Source organism: Mastigocoleus testarum BC008, assembly GCF_001456025.1.
Taxonomy (GTDB): domain Bacteria; phylum Cyanobacteriota; class Cyanobacteriia; order Cyanobacteriales; family Nostocaceae; genus Mastigocoleus; species Mastigocoleus testarum.
Genome location: NZ_LMTZ01000106.1, coordinates 1 through 22,083, shown reverse-complemented (window position 1 = coordinate 22,083; position 22,083 = coordinate 1). Strand labels below are relative to the sequence as shown.

The window sequence follows — 22,083 nt, the reverse complement described above, 5'->3', positions numbered from 1 at the left end:
TTTATTGAGCGCTGCTTACAAATTTTGCTTACAAATTTTACTTACAAATTTAAGTATACAAATTTAAATAATTGCTACCAATTACCATATGACGCTGTGTACACTTGCGTGTCCCGCTAGACCGCACCGCGAGCGGCGAATGCTAACGCGTCACGCTTGCGCTAACACTAATTACCATCTTGGGACGACTATCTTGCAATAATTGCACCGTCTAAATTAGCACCATCTAAATTAGCACCATCTAAATTAGCACCGGTTAAATTAGCATTTTTTAAATTTGCACCCTTTAAATTTGCATCCTTAAGATTTGTTCCCCACAGGTTGGAATTCCGAAGATTGCTATTCATAAGATTAGCCGCTTCAAGGTTAGCATGTACCAAATTGGAATTTTCCAAGTTAGCACCTTCTAGATTTGCACCTTGCAAGTTTGCATCTACCAAATTATTCAGTGCAAGGTTTGCACCTTGAAGATTTGCACCTTCTAGGTTTACACTTCCAAGATTGGATGACTTGAGATTAATCTTTTTCAGATTGGCATTTTTTAGTTGTGAATTCTCTAAATTAGAATTTTCTAAATTAGCGTTTTCTAAATTTGTACCATTTAGATTAGTAGATGCTAAGTAAGCAAATGATAAGTTACAAGCCTGACACTCTTTAGTTTTGTGTAGTTGAGTCAAGGAATGATTTTTCTCATACTTGAAAGTAGTAAAATTGCTAGCTATTATAGTCCCAATTCCAAGAATACCAAAAATTGCTAGTCGCTTTTTATTATTTATAACGCTGGCTAATATTGTTTTATTTTGAGAACGAACAACAGTATTTATAGAATTTATTTCTTTCAAAGCTTTTGCCGCATTTGGATAGCGGCGTTCGATATTTTGCTCTACCATTTTTGTTAACCATCTAGCAAATTTATTTGTAATTTTTGGTAGTAACTTTTCAATATCAAAACGATAGTTGCTATCCATTAATTTACCAATTTCAATTGAAGGAGTATTACTTAATAAACAAATTAAAGTAACTCCTAAACTGTATAAATCTGATGCCTGAGTTAGGGTATAACCACAAATATTTTCAGGTGCCATAAAACCTGGGGTTCCAACCACAATTCCACTCAGAGGAACGTTTTCATTTTGTAGACGTGCAAAGCCAAAATCAACTAAATAAGCATTACATTGCTCGTCGATTAAAATATTCTCTGGTTTAATATCTCGATGAATAATTGGTGGATTGAATTCCTGGAGATAAACTAATATTTCTAGAATTGAGATTGCAATCTTTTTTACTTCTTCTGTAGTAAAACTATTTTTTTCCTCTAAAGAAGAAGCGTTTCTATATTCCTGAACAAGGCAAAAACCCTCCGGAGTTTCAAAAGAATCTAAATACCGAGGTATTCGTGGATGATTTAGCTGTTTTAAAACTTCTATTTCCTGTTGATAAGCTTTAAAGCCAGACCAATTACTGTCTTTCTGAACAAAACGAAATTCTTTGATGACCACATCTATCCCAGATTTTGTCATCTTTCCAATATAAGTAATGCGTCCTCCTTCTCGATTACAGCCTACCTCTTGAGTAACTTCATAGCCGTTAACAGAGAAGTATGGATATTTACGAAAACTTCCATCTATTTTACTTTGATTTTTGTTTTGATCATTTTGATTTTTGTTTTGATTTTGATGATTGCTATTGGAAAAATTATGATAAAATTTATCGGACATATCACTGAATTATTTCATTTTTACAAACAAAACTATTAACCATAATTAATATTCAAATAAATTTTAATATTCTTTCTGTCTGGGGTATATAAATTATTTTCAACGACAATGTGAATCTAGCGCAAAGATGTATAGATAATAAGAAAATTCTTACATCTTTGCATTTTTTATGAGTAGTTTACAAAAAAGTTATAAAGATTCTAGCCACTCTATAATTTGGTGGTTGACAATATCTGGAACTTCGTCATGGGGACAATGACCAGCGCCAGAAATAGGGACTATTCTAATCTGCTTTCCAGCTTCTTTTGCTTGTTCATAAATCTTGGCTCCGGTAATCGGCGTCCAGGGATCTTCTGCACCCCAAATAACCAGTAATGGTACATCTACTTTTGGTAGCAAATCATTAGGAGAAGGTCCAGGAGGTGCAGTAAGAATTGATGCAAAAACTTCTCTTGCTCCGGGATCGCACGAAGGCTGATAAAGCATTTCTACAAGTTCATCGGTGACGGCTTCTCGGTTACGATAAACTTGGTAAAGAGTGCGACGAATTTGAGATTTACGACGAATATTATTAAAAACAAATTTGCCTGTTATTGGATGGCTAACTAACTTATTAAAAGCTCCCATAACAAATCTTAAGGGTGGGTTTAATTCATGGGGGCGATGGCTCAAACCTCCTGCAGAATTAATGAGTACTGTTGCTTCAGTAATTTCCGGATGTTCTGCAGCTACGGTTAAGCTTAAAAGTGCACCAATGGAATTACCAATAAATACAGCTTTTTCTTGAATATGTTGCTCCCAAAAATCTTTCAGTAGTTCTACCCATACTTCTACTGAATAATCAATTGCTGCTTTTTCCGAACCACCAAAACCCAAAAGGTCTAAGACAAAGACTTGATAGCCAGCATTGGCTAACACTGGAATATTTTTTCGCCAATGTCCAATAGAAGCACCAAAACCATGTACTAAAACCAAGGGTTGTCCAGAACCCATTACGCTGTATTGAATTTTGTAACCTTTCCAAGTCCAAAATAGTTTTTCAAAGGAATCTTGTGTTGAAAGGTGCTGTGTAGTTACAGTCATTGTTAAGATTCATAAAGCTTTTTTAATATCTTAGTATTTATTGGGGATTAGGGATTGGGGATTGGGGTGAGCCCGCGCCTAACGGCGTTAGCATAGCGTGGCGTTAGCCATATGGGGATTGGGTAATATCAAATCCTAAATTTAAGCTTCAATTGCAATTTTTAGTATTTACCCTTACGCTACTTCCCGCGCTTCACACACTTCTTACACTTCTTACACTTCCCACAGTCATTCCTCAAATTTCCTATTAATTCCTCCTTGCCATCTTGATGTCATATTCATCCCTCAATATAAAAATTGTCAGGCTCAAAGATGTTTGAGGTTATCTCAAGATGAAATCTAAGCTGCTACCAATTTTGGCTGCATCTGCTGCATTGACTTTTATTTTTCCCACTTCAGTTTTCGCTGGTAACCAAGCTAGGAAAGCGAACTTAACCGAAGCTCAAAAAACTCAACTGGAGCAGGTGAAAAACAACGCACGTTCTGAAATTGAAGCTGTTTTAACAGCCGAACAGCAAGCAGAATTAAGAAATGCTTTGGACAATGGTCAAAAGATGAAAACTGCTGTCCGTAATTTAAACCTTTCTTCCGAACAGCAGTCGCAGCTAGATGGGATTATGCAATCTGCTAAACAGCAGAAACGTGCAATCTACAACGGTCAAAATTAAATCAAACAAAGCTTAAGACATACAAAGTTTAAATAGGAGGATATCGTCCCAATACCAATTACATTAAAGTTTTTTTCCTTCAAGTAGTTAATCACTACTTTTACTCGATAGTAAATATGTATTGCTATCTTGTACCCACACCTAATTCCTTAGACAGGACTGTTTGGTTCTGTCTGTTCCTTATACTCTTATACTCAAAACAGTGTTTACAATCCCGGATACCAACGGTAAGCGGGATTTTTTGTAGTTGATTTTCTGTAGTTTGTACTCAGTGTTTTTCGTCTAATTACCAATTACCCATTACCAATTACCCATCAAAGCGTTCAATTATTCCACCACCAAGCACTTTTTCTCCGTCATACCATACTGCAGCTTGTCCGGGAGTGATGCTGAATTGCGGTTCGTCAAACACTACACGGACGCGAGAATTTTCTAAGGGAATAATTGTGACTGGTACGGGCTGAGAACGATAACGAATTTGTACTTCTGCTTTAATGGGAGCAGATGGTTCAGCCATAGAAACCCAGTTTACTCTTTCTACATTGCATTCTGGCTGGGTCGCCTTGGTGCGATCGCCGACAATCACTTTGTTATTAATTGCATCTAGAGCAATCACATATAAAGGTTCCGGAGCTGAAACACCTAAACCTTTACGTTGTCCGATGGTGTAGTGATGAACGCCATCATGTTGACCCAACACTTTACCGTTTGCATCAACAATTTCGCCCTTTTTTGGGGCAAGATATTTATCTAAAAATGCTCGCATTGAGCCATTGCTTTCTACCAAGCATAAATCTTGACTTTCGGGTTTGTCAGCAGTTTTCAATCCATATTCACTAGCAATTCGCCGAGTATCACTTTTTTGTAATTCTCCTAGGGGAAATATGGAAGCAGCTAGCAAATCCTGAGATAGATCGTACAGAAAATAAGATTGGTCTTTATTGCGATCAGCAGCTCTTAATAATTCATGACGTCCGCTATTCTCGTTATAGCGGATACGAGCATAATGACCTGTGGCAATTTTTTCGCTGTCCAAGGTTTCCCGAGCATAACGCACCATGGGACCAAACTTAACAGTTTTATTACATTGAGAGCAAGGTAAAGGTGTGACGCCAGTACTATAACCAGTTACCAAGTAATCTACAATGTTGGTCTGAAAAACTTCCCGAATATCAACTACATGATGGGGGATACCTAGCTGTTCGCAGATGTAAGCCGCATCAACCATACCTTCAGAGCAACACTGTCCCTTCCCTTTCATCAGCCAAAGGGTGAGACCAATTACTTCATAACTTTGATTGTGCAATATGGCGGCAGCAGTGGAACTATCAACGCCACCTGAAAGACCAACTACGACTCTTTTCATCTTAGTAAATGTGCTAGGCGACTCTATATAACCTAACAGCTACAAGCATAAATTGATTGGTCTTTATAGTAAATAGTTGTAATTTTTTCAAAGAATTAGGGATTGATGAGTGAGGAGAGATAAATGAGCAGAACGATGGCTAAGGATAACTGCTAACTTTGAACTGATAACTCAATACCAGAATCAATGCAGTATAGACAAGCAGCCATAGAGCAATTTGTAGTGACAGCCCAACAAATGCGGGATATTGAGGGACGAATTTTTGCCGCTGGAATTCCTGTAGCCGCTTTGATGGAAAAGGTTGCAGGGCTTATTACCCATCGCATTATGCAACTTTTTCCTATTTCTTTATCTTCACCTCTATCTTCCCATCGGATTGGGGTATTAGTTGGTCCCGGTCATAATGGTGGCGATGCTTTGGTTGTTGCACGGGAGTTACACTTTCGTGGATATGAAATTTATGTGTATCATCCACTGTTTAAACAAAAAGAATTAACTTCTCAGCATTTAAAATATGTGGAAAGCTTAGGTATTCCTTGCTATCAATCCGTTGAAAAATTAAAAAATTGCGATCTATTTATTGATGGATTGTTTGGTTTTGGCTTGCAAAGAGCAATTGCAGAACCTGTCGCCAGTGCGATCAATATAATCAATCAATCGAATAAACCAGTTGTTAGCATTGATGTACCATCTGGGTTGCATACAGATACAGGTGAGGTATTAGGAATTGCTATTCACGCTACACACACCTTATGTCTGGGCTTATGGAAACTTGGTCTCTTACAAGAATCGGCTTTAGAGTACCTTGGTAAAACTGAACTAATCGACTTTGATATCCCATTAGCTGACATAAAAGCAATTTTGGGAGAATCCCCGAAAATTAAACGCTTTACCACACAAGTAGCACGATCCATCATTGGTAAAGAAAAAGCATCTACAAATTCAACTCTATTACCTCGTAAACTTGTTACCCACAAGTATAAAGAAGGACGTTTATTATTGGTTTGTGGTTCTAGTCGCTATGCTGGAGCCGCTATTTTAACTAGCTTGGGTGCCCGTGCTTCTGGTGTTGGTATGCTAACAGTCGCGGTACCAGAATCCCTTAAGCATTTAATGGTATCAAAATTACCGGAAGCTTTAATTCTTAGTTGTCCGGAAACCGAATCTGGTGCAATTTCCCAGTTATTACCCAATAATATCGACCTGAATTCATTTGCTGCGATCGCTTGTGGTCCAGGATTGACCACTGATGCAATTTCAGTAGTTAAACAACTATTGAATAGTACTGTGCCTTTAATCTTAGATGCAGATGCTTTAAATATTCTGGCTCAAATGAAAAATCCTTGGCTCGAGCAAGGAACTATAGATAAAACAAGAAAAGCCACCACAATTTTGACCCCTCACACTGGTGAATTTTCTCGCTTGTTTCCCAAAATAAATGAGAAACAGCAAGACCGGATCAAAGCTGTGAAAAAAGCAGCTAAACAAAGTGGAGCAATCGTATTATTAAAAGGTCCAAGAACTGCGATCGCAAACCCCCAAGGTGAAATTTGGATTAATCCTGAAAGTACTCCAGCTCTAGCTCGTGGCGGTAGTGGCGATGTATTAACAGGTTTAATGGGTGGTTTATTAGCACAATCAATTTCTCGTGAAATTGCACCTGATACGGTTACCGCACTTGCTACGTGGTGGCACTCTCAAGCCGGGATATTAGCAGCTGTAGAACGTACAGAGTTAGGGGTAGATGCGTTTACATTGACTCAATATTTAATGCGGGTAGTAAGTTTTTGATATTTAAGATAATAGTTACATAAATTACTTCACTAAACTGTTCAAACCCAATGCCCATCCCTAGTCGCCAGTCACTATTCGCTGTGATAGCAGTGCAGGCCTACCCCAACCCCCTTCTCCAGATAGACTTGAGAATTAGAAAAAGTTGTGACAATAATGACGGCGAATCTAATTTTTGAAGAATTTATTCTATGAATTTTGGTATTTTTGATTTATTCTGGATTTTCTTATTATTGTCTTCTCTCCAACCGATTTGGCAAAAACGTCGAATAGAATATCGGCGCTTTAGCGTAATTCAAGAATTTCAAAAAAAGTGCAAGAGTCGGGTAATACTTCTAATTCATCGCCAAGAATCTATTAGTTTTCTCGGAATACCTTTATCTCGCTATATAACTATTGAAGATTCAGAGCAAATATTACGAGCGATTCGTCTTACTCCCCCTGATGTTCCTATAGATTTAATATTGCACACTCCAGGTGGTCTGGTTTTAGCAACTGAACAAATTGCTAGGGCATTAATCCGTCACCAAGCAAAAGTTACTGTATATGTCCCTCACTATGCAATGAGTGGTGGTACGATGTTAGCTCTAGCTGCTGATGAAATAATCATGGATCCTAATGCTGTGCTGGGACCTGTAGATCCTCAGCTTGGTAATTATCCTGCCGCAAGTATTATTAAAGTCGTCGAAGATAAACCCATTGGTGAAGTTGACGATCAAACTCTAATTATGGCGGATATCGCCCGCAAAGCAACTAAGCAAGTACAAGAATTTGTCCGTACTTTACTTAATGATTGTATCCCCAAACAAAAAGTTAAACCGGAAGATATCGAAGAGATCATCGAAGCTTTAACAACCGGACAAGTAACCCATGATTATCCCATTACCGTTGAAGAAGCAACGAAAATGGGGCTGCCCATTACAGTTGGACTGCCCCGGTCTGTTTACGACCTGATGGATCTGTACCCTCAACCGCAAGGTGGACGCCCGACAGTACAGTACATTCCCATGCCTTATAACGACGGTCGTCCCACTCTACCTGTTCCCAAGGGAAGACCATTAGAAGAACCTAGCCAAATGAATGAAAAAATTAACTGCTCATTAGTAGATTATTAGCTATCAGTTTCAGCTTTTACTTTCTATTCTGGTTTAGGTTTTGGTGTTGGACTGGGAGTAGATGTTGCTTCCGGAGTTGGGGTACTTGTAGCTTCTGGGCTGGGAGTAGATGTTGCTTCCGGAGTTGGAGTAGTTGTTGCTCCTGGGTTTGGGGTGGTGGTTTCTCCTGAGCTTGGAGTTGTTGCTCCTGGATTTGGGGTAGCGGTTTCTCCTGATTTTGGAGTTGTTGCTTCAGGAGTTGGAGTAGTTGTTGCTTCAGGGCTCGGGGTAGTGGTTTCTCCTGATTTTGGAGTTGTTACTTCAGAACTTGGAGTAGTTGTTGCTCCTGGTTTTGGAGTAGTTGTTGCTTCAGGGCTCGGGGTAGTGGTTTCTCCTGATTTTGGAGTTGTTACTTCAGAACTTGGAGTAGTTGTTGCTCCTGGTTTTGGAGTAGTTGTTGCTTCAGGGCTCGGGGTAGTGGTTTCTCCTGATTTTGGAGTTGTTACTTCAGAACTTGGAGTAGTTGTTGCTCCTGGTTTTGGAGTAGTTGTTGCTTCAGGGCTCGGGGTAGTGGTTTCTCCTGATTTTGGAGTTGTTACTTCAGAACTTGGAGTAGTTGTTGCTCCTGGTTTTGGAGTAGTTGTTGCTTCAGGGCTCGGGGTAGTGGTTTCTCCTGATTTTGGAGTTGTTACTTCAGAACTTGGAGTAGTTGTTGCTCCTGGTTTTGGAGTAGTTGTTGCTTCAGGGCTCGGGGTAGTGGTTTCTCCTGATTTTGGAGTTGTTACTTCAGAACTTGGAGTAGTTGTTGCTCCTGGTTTTGGAGTAGTTGTTGCTTCAGGGCTCGGGGTAGTGGTTTCTCCTGATTTTGGAGTTGTTACTTCAGAACTTGGAGTAGTTGTTGCTCCTGACTCTGGAGTATCTAACATTTCCTTAACTTTTTTATCTAAACGTTGTCGCAAAGCTAGATCAGCAATACCAGTTTGTTCTATTTTCAATTTTTCTTGGTATTTCTTGACTGCTGCTGCTGTTTGAGGACCATAGAATTGATTTACTGGTAAGGGTGGTTCGGGCTTAACAATCATATTTAAATTAGTCTGAAGAATTTTGACTATGCTGGCTGCGTGATTTTGAGTTTTTGCTCCAGTAACGCTCTCAACACCCAACTTATAGCCTTGTTGAAATTCACCGACTGCTTTTTTAGTTTGGGAATCTTGTAAGCAGGTATTTGATATCTCAACCTCATAACCCAATCCACGCAATACACCGCAAAATTCCTCAGGGGTATAATTACGTTCCCTCAACGCTAGGGCAGTGTTAGAAGTCACTATACCAGTAACAAATAAACAAATGGTAGCTATTCTCGCACTTGTGGATCGACGAATCCCACACCACATGGTTTAAACTCCTATTGGTTAAATCAATCTTTATCAAGACATATGTGCTTGGTAGCTGCATTCTAATTTTGTTTAACGCTTTTGTCTTTATTTATTAATTATTTTTGAGGGATTGCTCATTTTTTTTTAATGTCATCCCTCTTTGGATATATTTACTAAATAAATAATAAATGTATTTGCCAAAATTGGTTATTTATGGTAATGAATCAGAATCAACTCCCAAAGCGATATCATCTCTGGTTTGAGAGATTTATGGCAATCATTGCTGCAATAAATTTAGGTTTCGTTTTATTCGATTTGAGCTACGTACCTTGGCGAACTTTTTATTTCCGCAATCTACCAAAATTAACCCAAGTTTACGATCCGGTTAAAGGAATTGAACCTCACAGAGATACACAAAACTACCTCCAAGTAGTAAATCGATTGCAAAACCAGATAAGCAATACAGGTTTGCAATCGTCGCAAGTCAAAGCAACTCTTGAAGATTTAAAAAACCTCAGTGTCGAAATGATTGAGGAAAATCCTTTTGCTAGTGCTTCCAAAAGCGGAACTTTGGAAAAAATCAAAAATCGAATGCGTGCCCACATCGGTGATGATTCTGCAAAAGAAGCTTTCCGTATTTTTTGGTCTCAAGAGTATCTCTCAAAACAAAGTTTTACGAAAGAAATCGGATTTTTTGCTCGAAATATCAAGCCTTTAATTGCCAGTAATTATTACCGCCGTATTGGTGAAAATGGTGAATATATCGATCGATTTTGGCTATATGACTTGCCAATTGTACTTTTATTTACTTTAGACTTAATAGTACGCAGTTACTTCATCAAGCGCCGTCACAGTAGTTTTAGTTGGTTAAACGCTATTTTGTGGCATTGGTATGACGCAATTTTTCTGATACCTGCTTGGCGGTGGCTGCGAATCATACCAGTAGCTTTTCGCTTAGATAAAGCACAGCTATTAAAACTACATGGATTGCGCCGACAAATTGAGCAAGGTATTGTTGCTAACTTTGCTGAAGAAATTACCCAGATGGTAGTGATTCGCGTAATCGATCAAACTCAACAATCCATCCACAACGGGGATTTGACTCGCTGGTTAAAACAAAGCCGTAGTGTAAACACTTATGTAGATATTAATAATATCAACGAAATTGAAGCGATTAGTGGAATTGTAGTTAAAGCGACGGTACATCAAGTCTTACCAAAAATCCAACCAGAGATAGTAGCCTTATTACGACACAGTATTGATAGCGCCCTGAATCAATCTCCGATCTATCGCAACTTGCATAGCTTACCAGGAATGGGAGAAATGCAAACTCAACTCAGTGAGAAATTAGCGACTGAAATTACCACTAACCTGCACAAAGCTTTAGTTTCAGCAGTAGAAGATCCAGTTGCAGCGCAGCTCTCAAGTCGCCTCATACAGCGTTTTGGTGAAAGCTTGGGAGACGAAATACAGCGGAAAAAAATCTTAACGGAAATCCAAAGTTTATTGTTCGACTTTCTTGAGGAAGTAAAAATTAACTACGTACAGCGTCTTTCTCAGGAAGACATGGAACAAATATTAGAAAAAACTAGGCAGTTAAAAAATCAAGTATCTGTACCCGCTGTTGTCAAGCAAAATTCTACTCTAGTAGAAATGAGAAAAATCAAATAGCAGTAGATATAACCATCGCTATTTTCTTTATTCCCAGTATTATCTTTTTAGTTTTAAAAGAAGGATTTTGAGGGATCTTAAAAATTAACGCCTGATTTTGTACTTTCCTTCTTCCTCTAGAAGAAATGCGCTAAACTCAGAATAGAAATGAATCAATACTGATTCGTGACAAGACTTCTTGGAAGATATACTTATCACCGGAAGTGGGTAGAAGCCCACTTTTTTTGTTGGAATTGTTGCATGACTCATCCCTTAGTTCCGCAAATTATTGAATTAGCGACACCAGTGGCCAAACAACTGGGATTAGAGGTCGTTGGCGTTGTCTTTCACACCAACCAACGTCCGCCAGTTTTGCGCTTAGACATCCGTAACCCCCAGCAAGATACCGGCCTGGATGATTGCGAACGGATGAGCCGTGCTTTGGAAGCTTGCTTAGATACGGCACAAGTTATTCCAGATTCTTATGTTTTGGAAATATCAAGTCCTGGTGTTTCACCACTGCTAGTCACTGAAAGAGATTTTATTTCCTTCAAAGGATTCCCTATAACTGTATCCACTTCTCCACCCTACAACGGAAAGCAAGAGTGGAGCGGTCAGTTAATTAGTCGTGACGAAAGCAAGTTGTATTTGAATCGTAAAGGTCGTACAGTTGGTATTCCTCGCTCTTCTGTGACCAAAGTCCAGTTGAGTGAAGGTTGAGAGATAAAGATGTAGGGGTTATTAATTTCTTCTTATCTAAGTTCTGGGACAGGTATTTTGGGGATAACAATTAGCTATTCCCCTATGTTGGTGATATCTTAATCTTTTACCAACAAAACATTATTTAGTTCCCAGAGAAACAGGCGGACGAAAAAAGTCTTACCTCTGTTTCGGAGTAAGAAAAATTAACTCTTATAGACTTAAAAAGCCTAAGAAATGGGGGCAAAAGATAAAAGAACATACTAGAAAATTGACAACTTACCTCAAATCGAAAAAGGAGTCAATTGCGAATATTATTTCTTATTCTTTTGTTTTTCTACCTATTTCCTATTGTTTCAATGGAGATTAATTATGTCAATGGTTGATTTAAAAGGATTAAAAGAATTAATTGAAAGTATCAGTAAGGAAAGGAATTTACCCCGGCTAGCAGTTCAATCAGCAATCAGGGAAGCCTTACTTAAAGGATATGAACGTTTTCGCCGCGCCCAAAATTTGGAACGCAAACAATTTGATGAAGACTATTTTAATAATTTCGACGTGCAACTTGATGTTGAAGATGAGGGTTTTCGAGTTGTTGCAACTAAAACAATAGTTGAAGAAGTTACCAATTCAGATCACGAAATTTCCCTTAAGCAAGTCCAAGAAATGGGCGGTGATGAAGCCCAACTCGGTCAGGAAGTAGTATTGGACGTTACCCCAGATCAAGGGGAATTCGGTCGAATGGCTGCAATGCAAACCAAACAAGTTCTGGCGCAAAAACTCCGCGATCAACAGCGCCAAATGGTGCAAGAAGAATTTCAGGATTTAGAAGGAACTGTCTTGCAAGCTAGAGTCCTGCGATTCGAAAGACAGTCAGTAATTATGGCAGTGAGTAGCAATTTTGGTCAACCAGAAGTAGAAGCTGAGTTACCAAAACGCGAGCAGCTACCTAATGACAACTATCGAGCGAATGCTACATTTAAGGTCTATCTCAAAAGAGTTTCTCAGGGGCAGCAAAGAGGTCCACAACTATTAGTGTCCCGTGCTGATGCTGGTTTAGTCGTTTACTTGTTTGCTAATGAAGTCCCAGAAATCGAAGATGAAGTCGTGCGAATAGTAGCGGTGGCGCGAGAAGCTAATCCACCATCACGTTATGTTGGACCTCGCACCAAAATTGCTGTTGATACCCTCGACCGCGATGTAGATCCCGTTGGTGCGTGCATTGGGGCAAGAGGTTCGCGGATTCAGGTGGTAGTAAACGAATTACGGGGTGAAAAAATCGATGTCATTCGTTGGTCGCCAGATCCTGCAACCTATATCGCCAATGCTTTAAGCCCAGCACGGGTAGATGAGGTGCGTTTGATGGACCCAGAAACCAGACAAACTCATGTCTTGGTTGCCGAGGATCAGCTCAGTTTAGCCATTGGTAAAGAAGGACAAAATGTTCGCCTAGCTGCTCGCTTAACGGGGTGGAAAATAGACATCAAAGACAAAGCCAAATATGATTATGCAGCAGAGGACGCTAAGTTTGCAGAAACAAGAGCACAACATGCATCAGAAGAATTTGATGAGGTTGAAGAAATTCTAGAAGAAGAGGTAAGCCCGACAGAAACACGAATTCATGAAGAAATTCCCCTTGAGAAATTTTCATCGGAACAGCTATCAGAACAACTAGTAAACTTAGAGCAAGAAAAAACGGAATTATTAGAGGAAAATGAGATATTTGAGACCACTAAAGAAGAGTCGGTATAAACTTAAATAAATGAAATTTTAAAACTTAACTAGAATTACCAAAAATTCCACAACACAAAACTAATGAAACCAAATTATCGGCGTTGTATTAGTTGCCGCAAAGTGGGTTTGAAGGAGGAATTTTGGCGGATTGTCAGAGTCTTCTCATCCGGGCAGGTACAATTAGATAGGGGTATGGGGCGCTCCGCCTACATTTGTCAGAATCCTAGCTGCTTGCAAGCGGCAGGGAAAAAAAATAGACTAGGGCGAGCACTGCGTGTATCTGTCCCTGATACGGTGTATCAGACATTGTGGGAACGCCTAAATCAAAGTAATTCCCATACCAAATGTTCATAATTTGAACTTATTTTTGCAGCAATCCATACTCCGAATAAAAATTACAGTCATTATTGCCTGTGGCTGTCATTAAACCCTCTATGATGGTTCATGTAGTGCCGGAGTAGAATATATATGGGTGTCATACACCCCGCTCTAATAATTTTTAGCAGCGAAATCAAACCTCCAACAAGTCTTACTTGCTTGTGTCGTGGAAAACTCAAAATCTGCAAAACAAAAACCTACACAACCAACAACGGGTAGCGCCTACACCCATTGTGGCGTCAACCATCAATTTAGGTGAGATGCCAGCATTGAACTGAAACATCTCTCTTTCCTAAAGCATAGCTGCCAATATGAAATTCTACGGCAACTATTACACAGTATCAAAGGATGGAGATGTCGCTTTAATCTGGCAACCATCCGTTAAAGCTGTAAATTTAAGGGGAAGAGTGGATGAACAACGGCAAAGTTAGAATTTACGAATTATCAAAGGAATTGAATTTGGATAACAAAGAGCTATTAGCAATTTGCGACCAGCTCAACATCGCGGTCAAAAGTCACAGCAGTACGATTACAGAATCCGAAGCCCAGCGTATCCGGTCGGCAGCCGAAAAACTTCCACCCAATAGACATCATCCGTCACAAACTGGCTCCCGTTCTCGATCTGCTACACCTAAAAAACCAGAAATTTTGGAGATTCGTAAACCCAAAGTGGTGAAAAATTCTGCCTCCAACAACCCAGAGGCGTCGGCTGCTACCGACCAACAAGCTGCTCATAATGATGAGGCTAAACCTCTTTCTTCCCCCCGGCCTTTCGCTCCAACCGTTCCACCAATGAAGCCTGTGGCATCAACTAGACCAGTACAAAATCAATCAGAAAATCAACAAAAACCTGCTGTTGCCAATAACAATAGCAACAGTAATCGCAATAATAATCAAACGGCAGATACTAGTAAAACAAGACCCGAAAAACCGGCCGCAGTTGCTCCAAAAGCAGTCAGTCCGGTAGAAAAACCACAGTTGGTTGCTCCTCCCCAAAGACCGGCAGCGCCAAAACCAACGGCAAATGTTTCGGGTGTTAACATTGAGAAACCAATACTCAGACGCAATAAAGATCAACAAGGGCAAGGCAAGCAAAAAGTTAATAAGCAACAGCAACAGCAAAAACAAGCTGATGCAGCCAAACCTTTGCCGCAGAAACCAGTGCGTTCGGCATCTTCTGCACCGAGTAAGCCAGAAATCAGGACAAATAGGTCTGAAAAGGCAGCATCGCCTCAGCGCCCGAGCAAGCCTGGACGTTCCACGGAATATCCAGCAGCTTCAGCAGTTCCTGCACCTGTCAAAGCAATTCCACCAAATAAACCAGCAGAAGTATCTAGCGAAGAATATGATGACAATGATGTCGTCACTGAAACAACAATAGAACTTAAGCGTCCAACACCACCGCGTTTGAATAGAGGTGGTAAAAAACGTCATTCGGAAGTAGATACTTTAGACGAAGTTAAAGAATCAAGTAAGGTTGGTAAAGGCCCAGCTAAAAATAAACGTCAAAAACCAATCGTTGATGATTTTGAAGATGACGATCTCCTAGATGATGAAAATCAAGATACAGTAGAAGCAATTCAAGTAAGTAACGCGRTCGCTCGYCCGCCYAAACCAAAAAGCGCTAAACCTGCACAAGCAGTTACTAGAGCGACCCCAAGCGCGAGAACGAAAAAACCTTCTACATCTAAAGGCGAACAAAATCAAAATCGCCGTCGCGAAACAGAGCAGAAGCCTCAGCGACCTGAAAAACTACAAATAACCGGCACCATGACTGTGCAGGAGTTATCAGAAGCATTGACAATAGCAGATACAGAAATTGTCAAAATTCTGTTCCTTAAAGGCATGGCAGTAAGTATTACCCAAAACCTGGATGTTCCTACAGTGATTTTGGTTGCGAACGAAGCAGGGGTTGAAGTTGAAACCCAAGAACCAGAAGCTGAAGCTCGCAAGGTCACAGAAATGATCGATTTGGAAGACTTGGAATATCTCCATCGTCGTCCGCCAGTTGTGACAATTATGGGTCACGTCGATCACGGAAAGACAACCCTACTTGATTCTATTCGTAAAAGTAAGGTCGCAGCTGGAGAAGCAGGCGGCATTACCCAGCACATTGGAGCATACCACGTAGACTTGGAGCATAATGATAAACAAGAACAAATTGTGTTCTTAGATACGCCGGGTCACGAAGCGTTTACAGCGATGCGGGCGCGCGGGGCAAGAGTTACAGATATTGCGATATTGGTAGTAGCTGCTGATGACGGAGTTCGTCCCCAAACCATTGAAGCTATCAGCCACGCTCAAGCTGCCAAGGTTCCAATCATTGTGGCAGTTAATAAAATTGATAAGGAAGAAGCACAGCCAGATAGAGTTAAGCAGGAATTAACCCAGTATGGTCTAACCCCTGAAGAATGGGGCGGTGAAACTATTATGGTTCCTGTAAGTGCAATCAAGGGTGAGAACTTAGACACACTCTTGGAAATGATTCTGTTAGTAGCAGAAGTAGAAGAACTTAATGCGAATCCGGATCGTATGGCGAAAGGAACCGTTATCGAAGCCCATCTGGACAAAGCCAAAGGCGCTGTCGCTACGTTACTAATCCAAAATGGTACTTTGAAAGTCGGCGATATTTTGGTTGCTGGCTCGGTATTTGGTAAAGTGCGGGCTATGGTTGATGATAGAAGTGAAAGAGTAACAACTGCTGCTCCTTCTTTTGCTGTAGAGGTTCTTGGTTTAAATGATGTTCCTGCAGCAGGTGATGAATTCGAAGTCTTCAATAATGAAAAAGAAGCACGAGCACTTGCTAGTGAGCGTGCTGAGAAGCAACGTCAATCTCGTTTGATGCAGGGGCGCGTTACTTTAACTGGAATTTCTGCACAAGCACAGGAAGGCGAGTTAAAAGAACTCAACCTTATTCTTAAAGCTGATGTTCAAGGTTCTATCGAAGCTATTCTCGGATCGCTTCAACAAATTCCGCAAAACGAAGTGCAAATTCGTTTACTTTTAGCTGCGCCAGGAGAAGTAACTCAAACTGATATTGACTTAGCAGCAGCGAGTGGTGCTGTAATTATCGGTTTTAATACTACTTACGCTAGCGGAGCTAGACATGCTGCGGATGAAGCAGGTGTGGATGTAAGAGAATACAATATCATCTACAAACTGCTAGAAGATATCCAGGGAGCTTTAGAAGGATTGCTGGAACCGGAACTAGTAGAAGAAGCTTTGGGTCAAGCCGAAGTACGTGCTGTTTTCCCTGTGGGTCGAGGAGCAGTTGCTGGTTGTTACATTCAATCCGGAAAACTGTTGCGTAACTCCAAATTGAGGGTTCGCCGTGGTGATCGGGTCATTTACGAAGGAGTCTTAGACTCACTCAAGCGGATGAAAGAAGATGTCCGAGAAGTGAATTCTGGTTATGAATGCGGTATTGGCATTGATAAATTCAATTCTTGGCAAGAAGGTGACGTCATTGAAGCCTACCAAATGGTTACTAAGCGCCGGACTCTATCACTTGCAAGATGATTCCCAAGGTGAGTATCAGGGAATGGGATGAGTTGACCCTCTCATCTCATAAGAGCTACGCACATCCTCTACGGGGACATCGCCTACATAAGGTTAGCTGCAAATAGTTCTATGTTTGCAAGCTATACCAAAAAACTGGAGATTTCTGCCTTCAGAACTCCAGTTTTTTGATTTGTTGTTAGCGATATATAGCGCTATGCGTAAGTCATTAGCGTCTAGCAAAGCATAACGGTTTGGACGCGTCTAAAGACGAATGCACGCCTCTGACGACGTTAGCGCAGCAATGCAGTAAGACTTAACCGTAGGTAGCGCGGCTACAGTTGAAGCTTTTATGGCGTCGGCGTTAACCTAAGCGCGTGTCCGTAGGACAAACAGGATTTACCTATGCCCTAACTTTATTATGTAGTGCTATGATTACAACTCTTGTAAGATTAAGCTGGAAAAACTTTTGATAAAGACACAAAGATAGTTTTTAAGGTCATAAAAGAATTTAAAAGTATAAATTCTTATTTAAATTTATGACTTCTGAATTCTGAATCCTTCTCTACAAAGCGTTAAAATTAATGCGGTTGATATAAAAAAAACATCTTAGAAAAGCAAATTTAGTTGCCAATTAAACAGAATTTGTTACTGTAAAACTATTACCTTGAGATTGTATTAAGCAATATTTCACGCTGGAGATACGGATTATGGATCTACCCAAGTCTTGTTCTCCTTGATTCTCTAAAAAAATACAAGGATCAAAACTATGAATCACACTTTAGCTTCTAGCGAACAACTATTTTCTGGTGATAATGAAATTTGGTATAGCCTGAAATCTGCTATCGCCGCTAGTTCTGGCTTCCAACGCTGGCTACACGATGGAGATAATCAGCTAAAAAAATTGCCCTTAGAGGAACAAGTACAATGTTACTTGCGGGAAACTTTAGAAGCTTTGGCTTACTAAAAATCTCATAACCTCCCACATTTATCTTGTCAACAGCACAGATGGAAATATATATAACATACAAATTTTTCCTTCTATAGCTGATTTCTGAGTAGTATATTTCTGGATCGTATTTCTGGATAATTTCGCTCGACTTTACTTGTCGGTCGTCACTTGCACATACAGCATATTTGGGGTTTATGAGGTACAGTAACAACAATTTGTAAACCAATTTTTTAGGTGTTGTGGATTAATTAATTGCAGTGCGATTTTAATTAAACCATCAACTACAAATGCATTTTTTGGAGAGAATTGTTTAAGAAAAGCTTTTAATTGTGACCACCAATGTTCTATTGGATTAAATTCCGGTGAATAAGGAGATAGGTAAAGAATACTTGCACCTACAGATTCAATTAAGGGCTTAATTTCTTCGACTTTATGTGCTGGTAAGTTGTCCATTACAACAACCGCACCTACCCATAATTGCGGTAGTAAAATATGTTCTACAAAAACTTTATATGCATCTCCATCCATTGATCCATTTAAAGTCATCACACCCAATACTTTCTTCAAGCAAATTGCTCCTATTACACTTACAGCAGTTTTGAGGTATATGATGCACTAATACTATTTGTACCTCATATACCTCAAAACTGCTGTATTACTAAAGTTAGGGAAACACTTTTAATTTCCTATCAGAGAACCACGAGTGTAAATAGGGCTTGCTGAATAAATACAAAAAGGTGATGGTTAATACATTATCAGACCCAAGGAATATATTCAGATGCAAGAAAACAGTCTAAAATAACTCAAAACCCTTGCATCACGGTGAGGAAGAACAAGGGGTGCAACTAGTATTTATGTACCGAAAAGAGGAAAAATCTCAAATATCACCTGAAAACTTTGAGCTTCCGTTTCAAGGAAAGTTATCAGAAGATAACCGTTGGGTAATCATGGCTTCTTTAGTACCATGGTCAGAGTTTGAAGAAGAATATTCTTCATTTTTTTCAGAGGAAATGGGGGCACCAGCAAAGTCATTTAGGGTGGCATTAGGGGCATTGATTATTAAAGAAAAGTTAGGAATAAGTGATAGAGAAACAGTTGAGCAAATAAAGGAAAACCCTTATCTACAGTATTTTATAGGAATGTCATCCTATAATCATAAAGCTCCATTTGACCCATCAATGCTAGTTCATTTTCGGGAAAGAATAGGCGTAAATCTAGTCAATCAAATAAATCAACAAATGGTGAAGAGGATGTTAGAAGAAACATCTTTGCACCCGTGCGGGGCACGAACAACTCCAGGAAATGAAAAAAAAAAGAAGAACAAGAAGTAAGTGAATCAAAAAATCGTGGTCAACTGATATTAGATGCTACTTGTGCGCCAAGTGATATCAGCTATCCAACAGATTTAGGATTATTAAACCAAGCAAGAAAACAGACAGAAAAAATTATAGATTTACTTTATAAACAGATAAAAGAAAAATTAGATAAAAAACCAAGAACATATCGAGACATAGCAAGAAAAGAGTATTTAAAAGTAGCTAAAAAGCGTTGTGTGTTGCGAGAGAAAAGAAGAAAAGCAATAAAAAAACAGCTCCAGTACATTAAAAGAAACCTATCTCATATTGAGCGGCTAATTATGTTAGGAGCTACTCTAGAGGGTTTAAGTAAAAGACAATATAAAATGTTGCTAGTTGTAGGAGAAGTTTATAGACAACAACTATGGTTGCACAAGAATAAAAAGCAGAGTATTGATGATCGTATTGTCAGTTTAAATCAACCACATATCCGTCCAATCGTTAGAGGTAAAGCCGGTAAATCCGTGGAATTCGGTGCAAAGTTATCAGCTAGTTGTTTTAATGGGTATATATTTTTAGACCATATTAGTTGGGATAACTTTAACGAATCAGGAGACTTAAAAACACTCATTTGAAGCATTTAAAAAATATACTGGTTATTATCCAGAATCTGTTCATGTAGATAAAATTTACCGCACAAGAGAAAATAGAGCTTGGTGCAAAGAACGAGGTATTAGAATTAGTGGTCCCCCTTTAGGTAGACCAACTAAAATGGTTACCAAGGAACAAAAAAAGCAAGCTTTACAAGACGAAAGGATTCGCAATTGTATTGAGGGAAAGTTTGGACAAGCTAAAAGAAAATTTAGCCTCAATCAAATTATGACAAAACTTTCTTGTACATCTGAAACTGCAATTGCTATTGCTTTTTTAGTGATGAATCTTTCTACTCATCTCTCACGTTTAATTAGGGCTTTTTTATGTCTATTTTTCAGAAATACACCTTTTTTACAGTCTAGTATTAGATGAATTTATATTTTAGTTGCCTTAATATGTTCAAAACTTATTTTTTGTTTTTCCTCGAATAACGAATCAATCTGTATCTTACTTTTTCAGCAAGCCCTAATTAATAACCTTTTTTTAGGAGGACATCGGTATGAGCATGAAAGTTAACAACTGTCCTTGTTGTGGTTCTTCTCTCTTGCGTCATGTCCGTCAAAGTGAAGTCTACTGGTTTTGTAAAACTTGCTGGCAAGAAGTACCTTCTCTAGGTGTTACTCAGATATCTACCCCTGAAACTATTGATAGTAAAGTATTTCGCCGTTCAGTAATCAATTCCTAAGTCTTCTGCAACTCCAGATTTTTATTTTTTCATAAAACCAAAATTTCTTGCTCCACCTGATAAAATCGGGTGGAGTTGATTTTATTTAGGGAACAGTTATCAGTGAACAGTGAACAGTTAACTAACAACTAATAACTGTAGCCCGTAAGGGCGTGGCGTTAGCCATAAACTGACAACTGATAACTGAAAAAACGACGTGTTAGCAGCAGTACTTTACGGTAAAGAGGATCTACGTTGGGAAAAGGTAACCGATCCAGCACCAGAGCAAGGAGAGGTTGTAATCCGAGTTGATGCAGCTACAACCTGCGGTACGGATTTAAAGGTATGGCGACGTGGCGGTCATGCACGAATGCTTAAACCTCCCACTCTTTTTGGTCATGAAGCGGCTGGGACTATTGTCGCTGTGGGTCAAGGTGTTACCAAATGGCAAATTGGCGATCGCATTGTTGCAAATAATTCTGCTCCGTGCATGGAATGTTTTTTTTGTCAGCGTCGGGAGTTCTCTCTGTGCCCAAATTTAACTTGGAATAATGGAACTTTTGCTCAGTTTCTCAAAATTCCAGCACCAATTGTTAACCATAATATGCTTTCTATTCCTGGCGAATTACCCGATGAATTAGCAGCAATTACAGAACCTTTAGCTTGTGTACTCCATGGAGTCGCCCGTTCTGATGTTAAAGCAGACGATCGCGTAGCTGTTTTGGGTGATGGAGCAATTGGATTAATGTTTGTAGCGAAATTAGCTCGCGATTTTTCCGCAGAAGTTTTATTGTTTGGTGGTAATAATTCGCGTTTAGAAATTGGTAAAGAATTAGGTGCAGCCCACATTTTTAATTATCATAATTTGGTTGATATCCCTGAGGTGGTGAAGGAAATAACCCAAGGATGGGGTGCAGATGTAGTCATTGAAGCTACGGGAGTACCCAGTGTTTGGGAAACTGCGATCGCTTGCGCTCGTCCTGGTGCGACAGTAAATTTATTTGGTGGTTGTCCGAGAAATACAAATATTAAGGTTAATACCGAACAACTGCATTACAGCGAACTTACACTTAAAGGTGTTTTTCATAATACCCCTCATTTCGTTCGAGAAGCATTATCTTTAATCGCAAGTCGCAAAATACCGTTTGATTTATTAATCACTCAAAAGCGACCGTTGAAAGATTTGGAACAGGTGTTGTGTGACATGAGAGAACGAAAAGTGGTTAAAGTCGCAATGCTTCCTTAAAAACTTAGCAGCAAGTATTTAAATGTTAAATTATTTTTTAACGCACAATAAATTCTCCCGTGTTGTCTTTCGCTCCGCCGACGCCGCAGGCTCTGAATAGAGGTGCTTTCCATACTCCCACAAATTTTTTATGTATCCCCTCAAAATTCCGGGGTAAGGAGTTACTCAGGTATCCATGACCAACCAAAAGGATTAGAAGAGGACTTATCCCGAATTA

16 protein-coding genes and 1 pseudogene are annotated in these 22,083 nt (G+C 39.5%); 12 read left to right on the top strand and 5 right to left on the bottom strand.

From position 1 onward, the window contains the following. Nucleotides 1-188: 188 nt before the first annotated feature. Both BC008_RS25185 and BC008_RS25180 read right to left on the bottom strand, forming a co-directional pair. Nucleotides 189-1,718 carry a protein kinase domain-containing protein gene (locus BC008_RS25185; protein ID WP_082650627.1) on the bottom strand — a complete coding sequence of 510 codons (1,530 nt, stop codon included), beginning with the start codon at nucleotides 1,716-1,718 and terminating at the stop codon, nucleotides 189-191. Between the two features lie 189 nt (nucleotides 1,719-1,907). Next, a complete protein-coding gene (locus BC008_RS25180; protein WP_027845016.1) occupies nucleotides 1,908-2,801 on the bottom strand; it encodes an alpha/beta fold hydrolase in 894 nt (297 codons plus the stop codon). A 332-nt stretch (nucleotides 2,802-3,133) separates the two neighbouring features. Here BC008_RS25180 and BC008_RS25175 point away from each other — a divergent pair, with 332 nt between their 5' ends. Further along, a complete protein-coding gene (locus BC008_RS25175; protein ID WP_058183998.1) occupies nucleotides 3,134-3,469 on the top strand; it encodes a hypothetical protein in 336 nt (111 codons plus the stop codon). Nucleotides 3,470-3,776: 307 nt separating this feature from the next. On the opposite strand, the gene mnmA is transcribed toward BC008_RS25175, so the two are convergent. Beyond that, on the bottom strand, nucleotides 3,777-4,835 hold the full coding sequence (gene mnmA / locus BC008_RS25170) for a tRNA 2-thiouridine(34) synthase MnmA (RefSeq protein ID WP_027845017.1): 1,059 nt from the start codon (nucleotides 4,833-4,835) through the stop codon (nucleotides 3,777-3,779). Between the two features lie 186 nt (nucleotides 4,836-5,021). Between mnmA and BC008_RS25165 the strand changes: the two genes are divergently transcribed. Together BC008_RS25165 and BC008_RS25160 are read left to right on the top strand one after the other, a co-directional pair. After that, complete coding sequence (locus tag BC008_RS25165; RefSeq protein WP_027845018.1) at nucleotides 5,022-6,626, top strand: bifunctional ADP-dependent NAD(P)H-hydrate dehydratase/NAD(P)H-hydrate epimerase; 1,605 nt, start codon at nucleotides 5,022-5,024, stop codon at nucleotides 6,624-6,626. A 191-nt stretch (nucleotides 6,627-6,817) separates the two neighbouring features. Continuing rightward, nucleotides 6,818-7,741, top strand: coding sequence for an SDH family Clp fold serine proteinase (locus tag BC008_RS25160; protein ID WP_027845019.1), 924 nt, complete (start codon nucleotides 6,818-6,820; stop codon nucleotides 7,739-7,741). A 23-nt stretch (nucleotides 7,742-7,764) separates the two neighbouring features. Here the strand turns inward: BC008_RS25160 and BC008_RS48650 are convergent, their stop codons facing one another. Continuing rightward, nucleotides 7,765-9,045: a peptidoglycan-binding domain-containing protein gene (locus tag BC008_RS48650; RefSeq protein WP_235595936.1), complete on the bottom strand. Its 1,281-nt coding sequence runs from the start codon at nucleotides 9,043-9,045 to the stop codon at nucleotides 7,765-7,767. Nucleotides 9,046-9,315: 270 nt separating this feature from the next. Here BC008_RS48650 and BC008_RS25150 point away from each other — a divergent pair, with 270 nt between their 5' ends. The 6 genes from BC008_RS25150 to BC008_RS25130 all read left to right on the top strand — a co-directional run bounded on the left by BC008_RS25150 (nucleotide 9,316) and on the right by BC008_RS25130 (nucleotide 18,022). Then, nucleotides 9,316-10,767 (top strand): hypothetical protein, encoded by a 1,452-nt coding sequence (locus BC008_RS25150; protein ID WP_027845608.1) that lies wholly within the window; start codon nucleotides 9,316-9,318, stop codon nucleotides 10,765-10,767. Between the two features lie 240 nt (nucleotides 10,768-11,007). After that, entirely contained in the window at nucleotides 11,008-11,466 is a 459-nt protein-coding gene (rimP, locus tag BC008_RS25145; RefSeq protein ID WP_027845607.1) for a ribosome maturation factor RimP, read from the top strand. A gap of 357 nt (nucleotides 11,467-11,823) precedes the next feature. Next, nucleotides 11,824-13,197 carry a transcription termination factor NusA gene (gene nusA, locus BC008_RS25140; RefSeq protein ID WP_036267399.1) on the top strand — a complete coding sequence of 458 codons (1,374 nt, stop codon included), beginning with the start codon at nucleotides 11,824-11,826 and terminating at the stop codon, nucleotides 13,195-13,197. 63 nt (nucleotides 13,198-13,260) lie between these two features. Beyond that, the gene (locus BC008_RS46750; protein ID WP_072207768.1) at nucleotides 13,261-13,533 is read left to right on the top strand and encodes a YlxR family protein; all 273 of its coding nucleotides are present in this window, start codon (nucleotides 13,261-13,263) and stop codon (nucleotides 13,531-13,533) included. Between the two features lie 435 nt (nucleotides 13,534-13,968). Then, on the top strand, nucleotides 13,969-17,076 hold the full coding sequence (gene infB / locus BC008_RS25135; RefSeq protein ID WP_058183996.1) for a translation initiation factor IF-2: 3,108 nt from the start codon (nucleotides 13,969-13,971) through the stop codon (nucleotides 17,074-17,076). 748 nt (nucleotides 17,077-17,824) lie between these two features. Further along, nucleotides 17,825-18,022, top strand: coding sequence for a hypothetical protein (locus tag BC008_RS25130; protein ID WP_058183995.1), 198 nt, complete (start codon nucleotides 17,825-17,827; stop codon nucleotides 18,020-18,022). A 177-nt stretch (nucleotides 18,023-18,199) separates the two neighbouring features. Here BC008_RS25130 and BC008_RS25125 read toward each other — a convergent pair whose 3' ends face one another. Continuing rightward, a complete protein-coding gene (locus tag BC008_RS25125) occupies nucleotides 18,200-18,616 on the bottom strand; it encodes a transposase (protein WP_082650626.1) in 417 nt (138 codons plus the stop codon). A gap of 245 nt (nucleotides 18,617-18,861) precedes the next feature. On the opposite strand from BC008_RS25125, the pseudogene BC008_RS47625 reads away from it, so the two are divergent. The 3 genes and pseudogenes from BC008_RS47625 to BC008_RS25110 all read left to right on the top strand — a co-directional run bounded on the left by BC008_RS47625 (nucleotide 18,862) and on the right by BC008_RS25110 (nucleotide 21,866). Beyond that, nucleotides 18,862-20,328: pseudogene (locus tag BC008_RS47625) on the top strand (IS5 family transposase). A 127-nt stretch (nucleotides 20,329-20,455) separates the two neighbouring features. Next, the gene (locus BC008_RS25115; RefSeq protein ID WP_058183994.1) at nucleotides 20,456-20,641 is read left to right on the top strand and encodes a hypothetical protein; all 186 of its coding nucleotides are present in this window, start codon (nucleotides 20,456-20,458) and stop codon (nucleotides 20,639-20,641) included. A 196-nt stretch (nucleotides 20,642-20,837) separates the two neighbouring features. Continuing rightward, complete coding sequence (locus BC008_RS25110) at nucleotides 20,838-21,866, top strand: zinc-dependent alcohol dehydrogenase (RefSeq protein WP_027847008.1); 1,029 nt, start codon at nucleotides 20,838-20,840, stop codon at nucleotides 21,864-21,866. Nucleotides 21,867-22,083 lie beyond the last annotated feature (217 nt).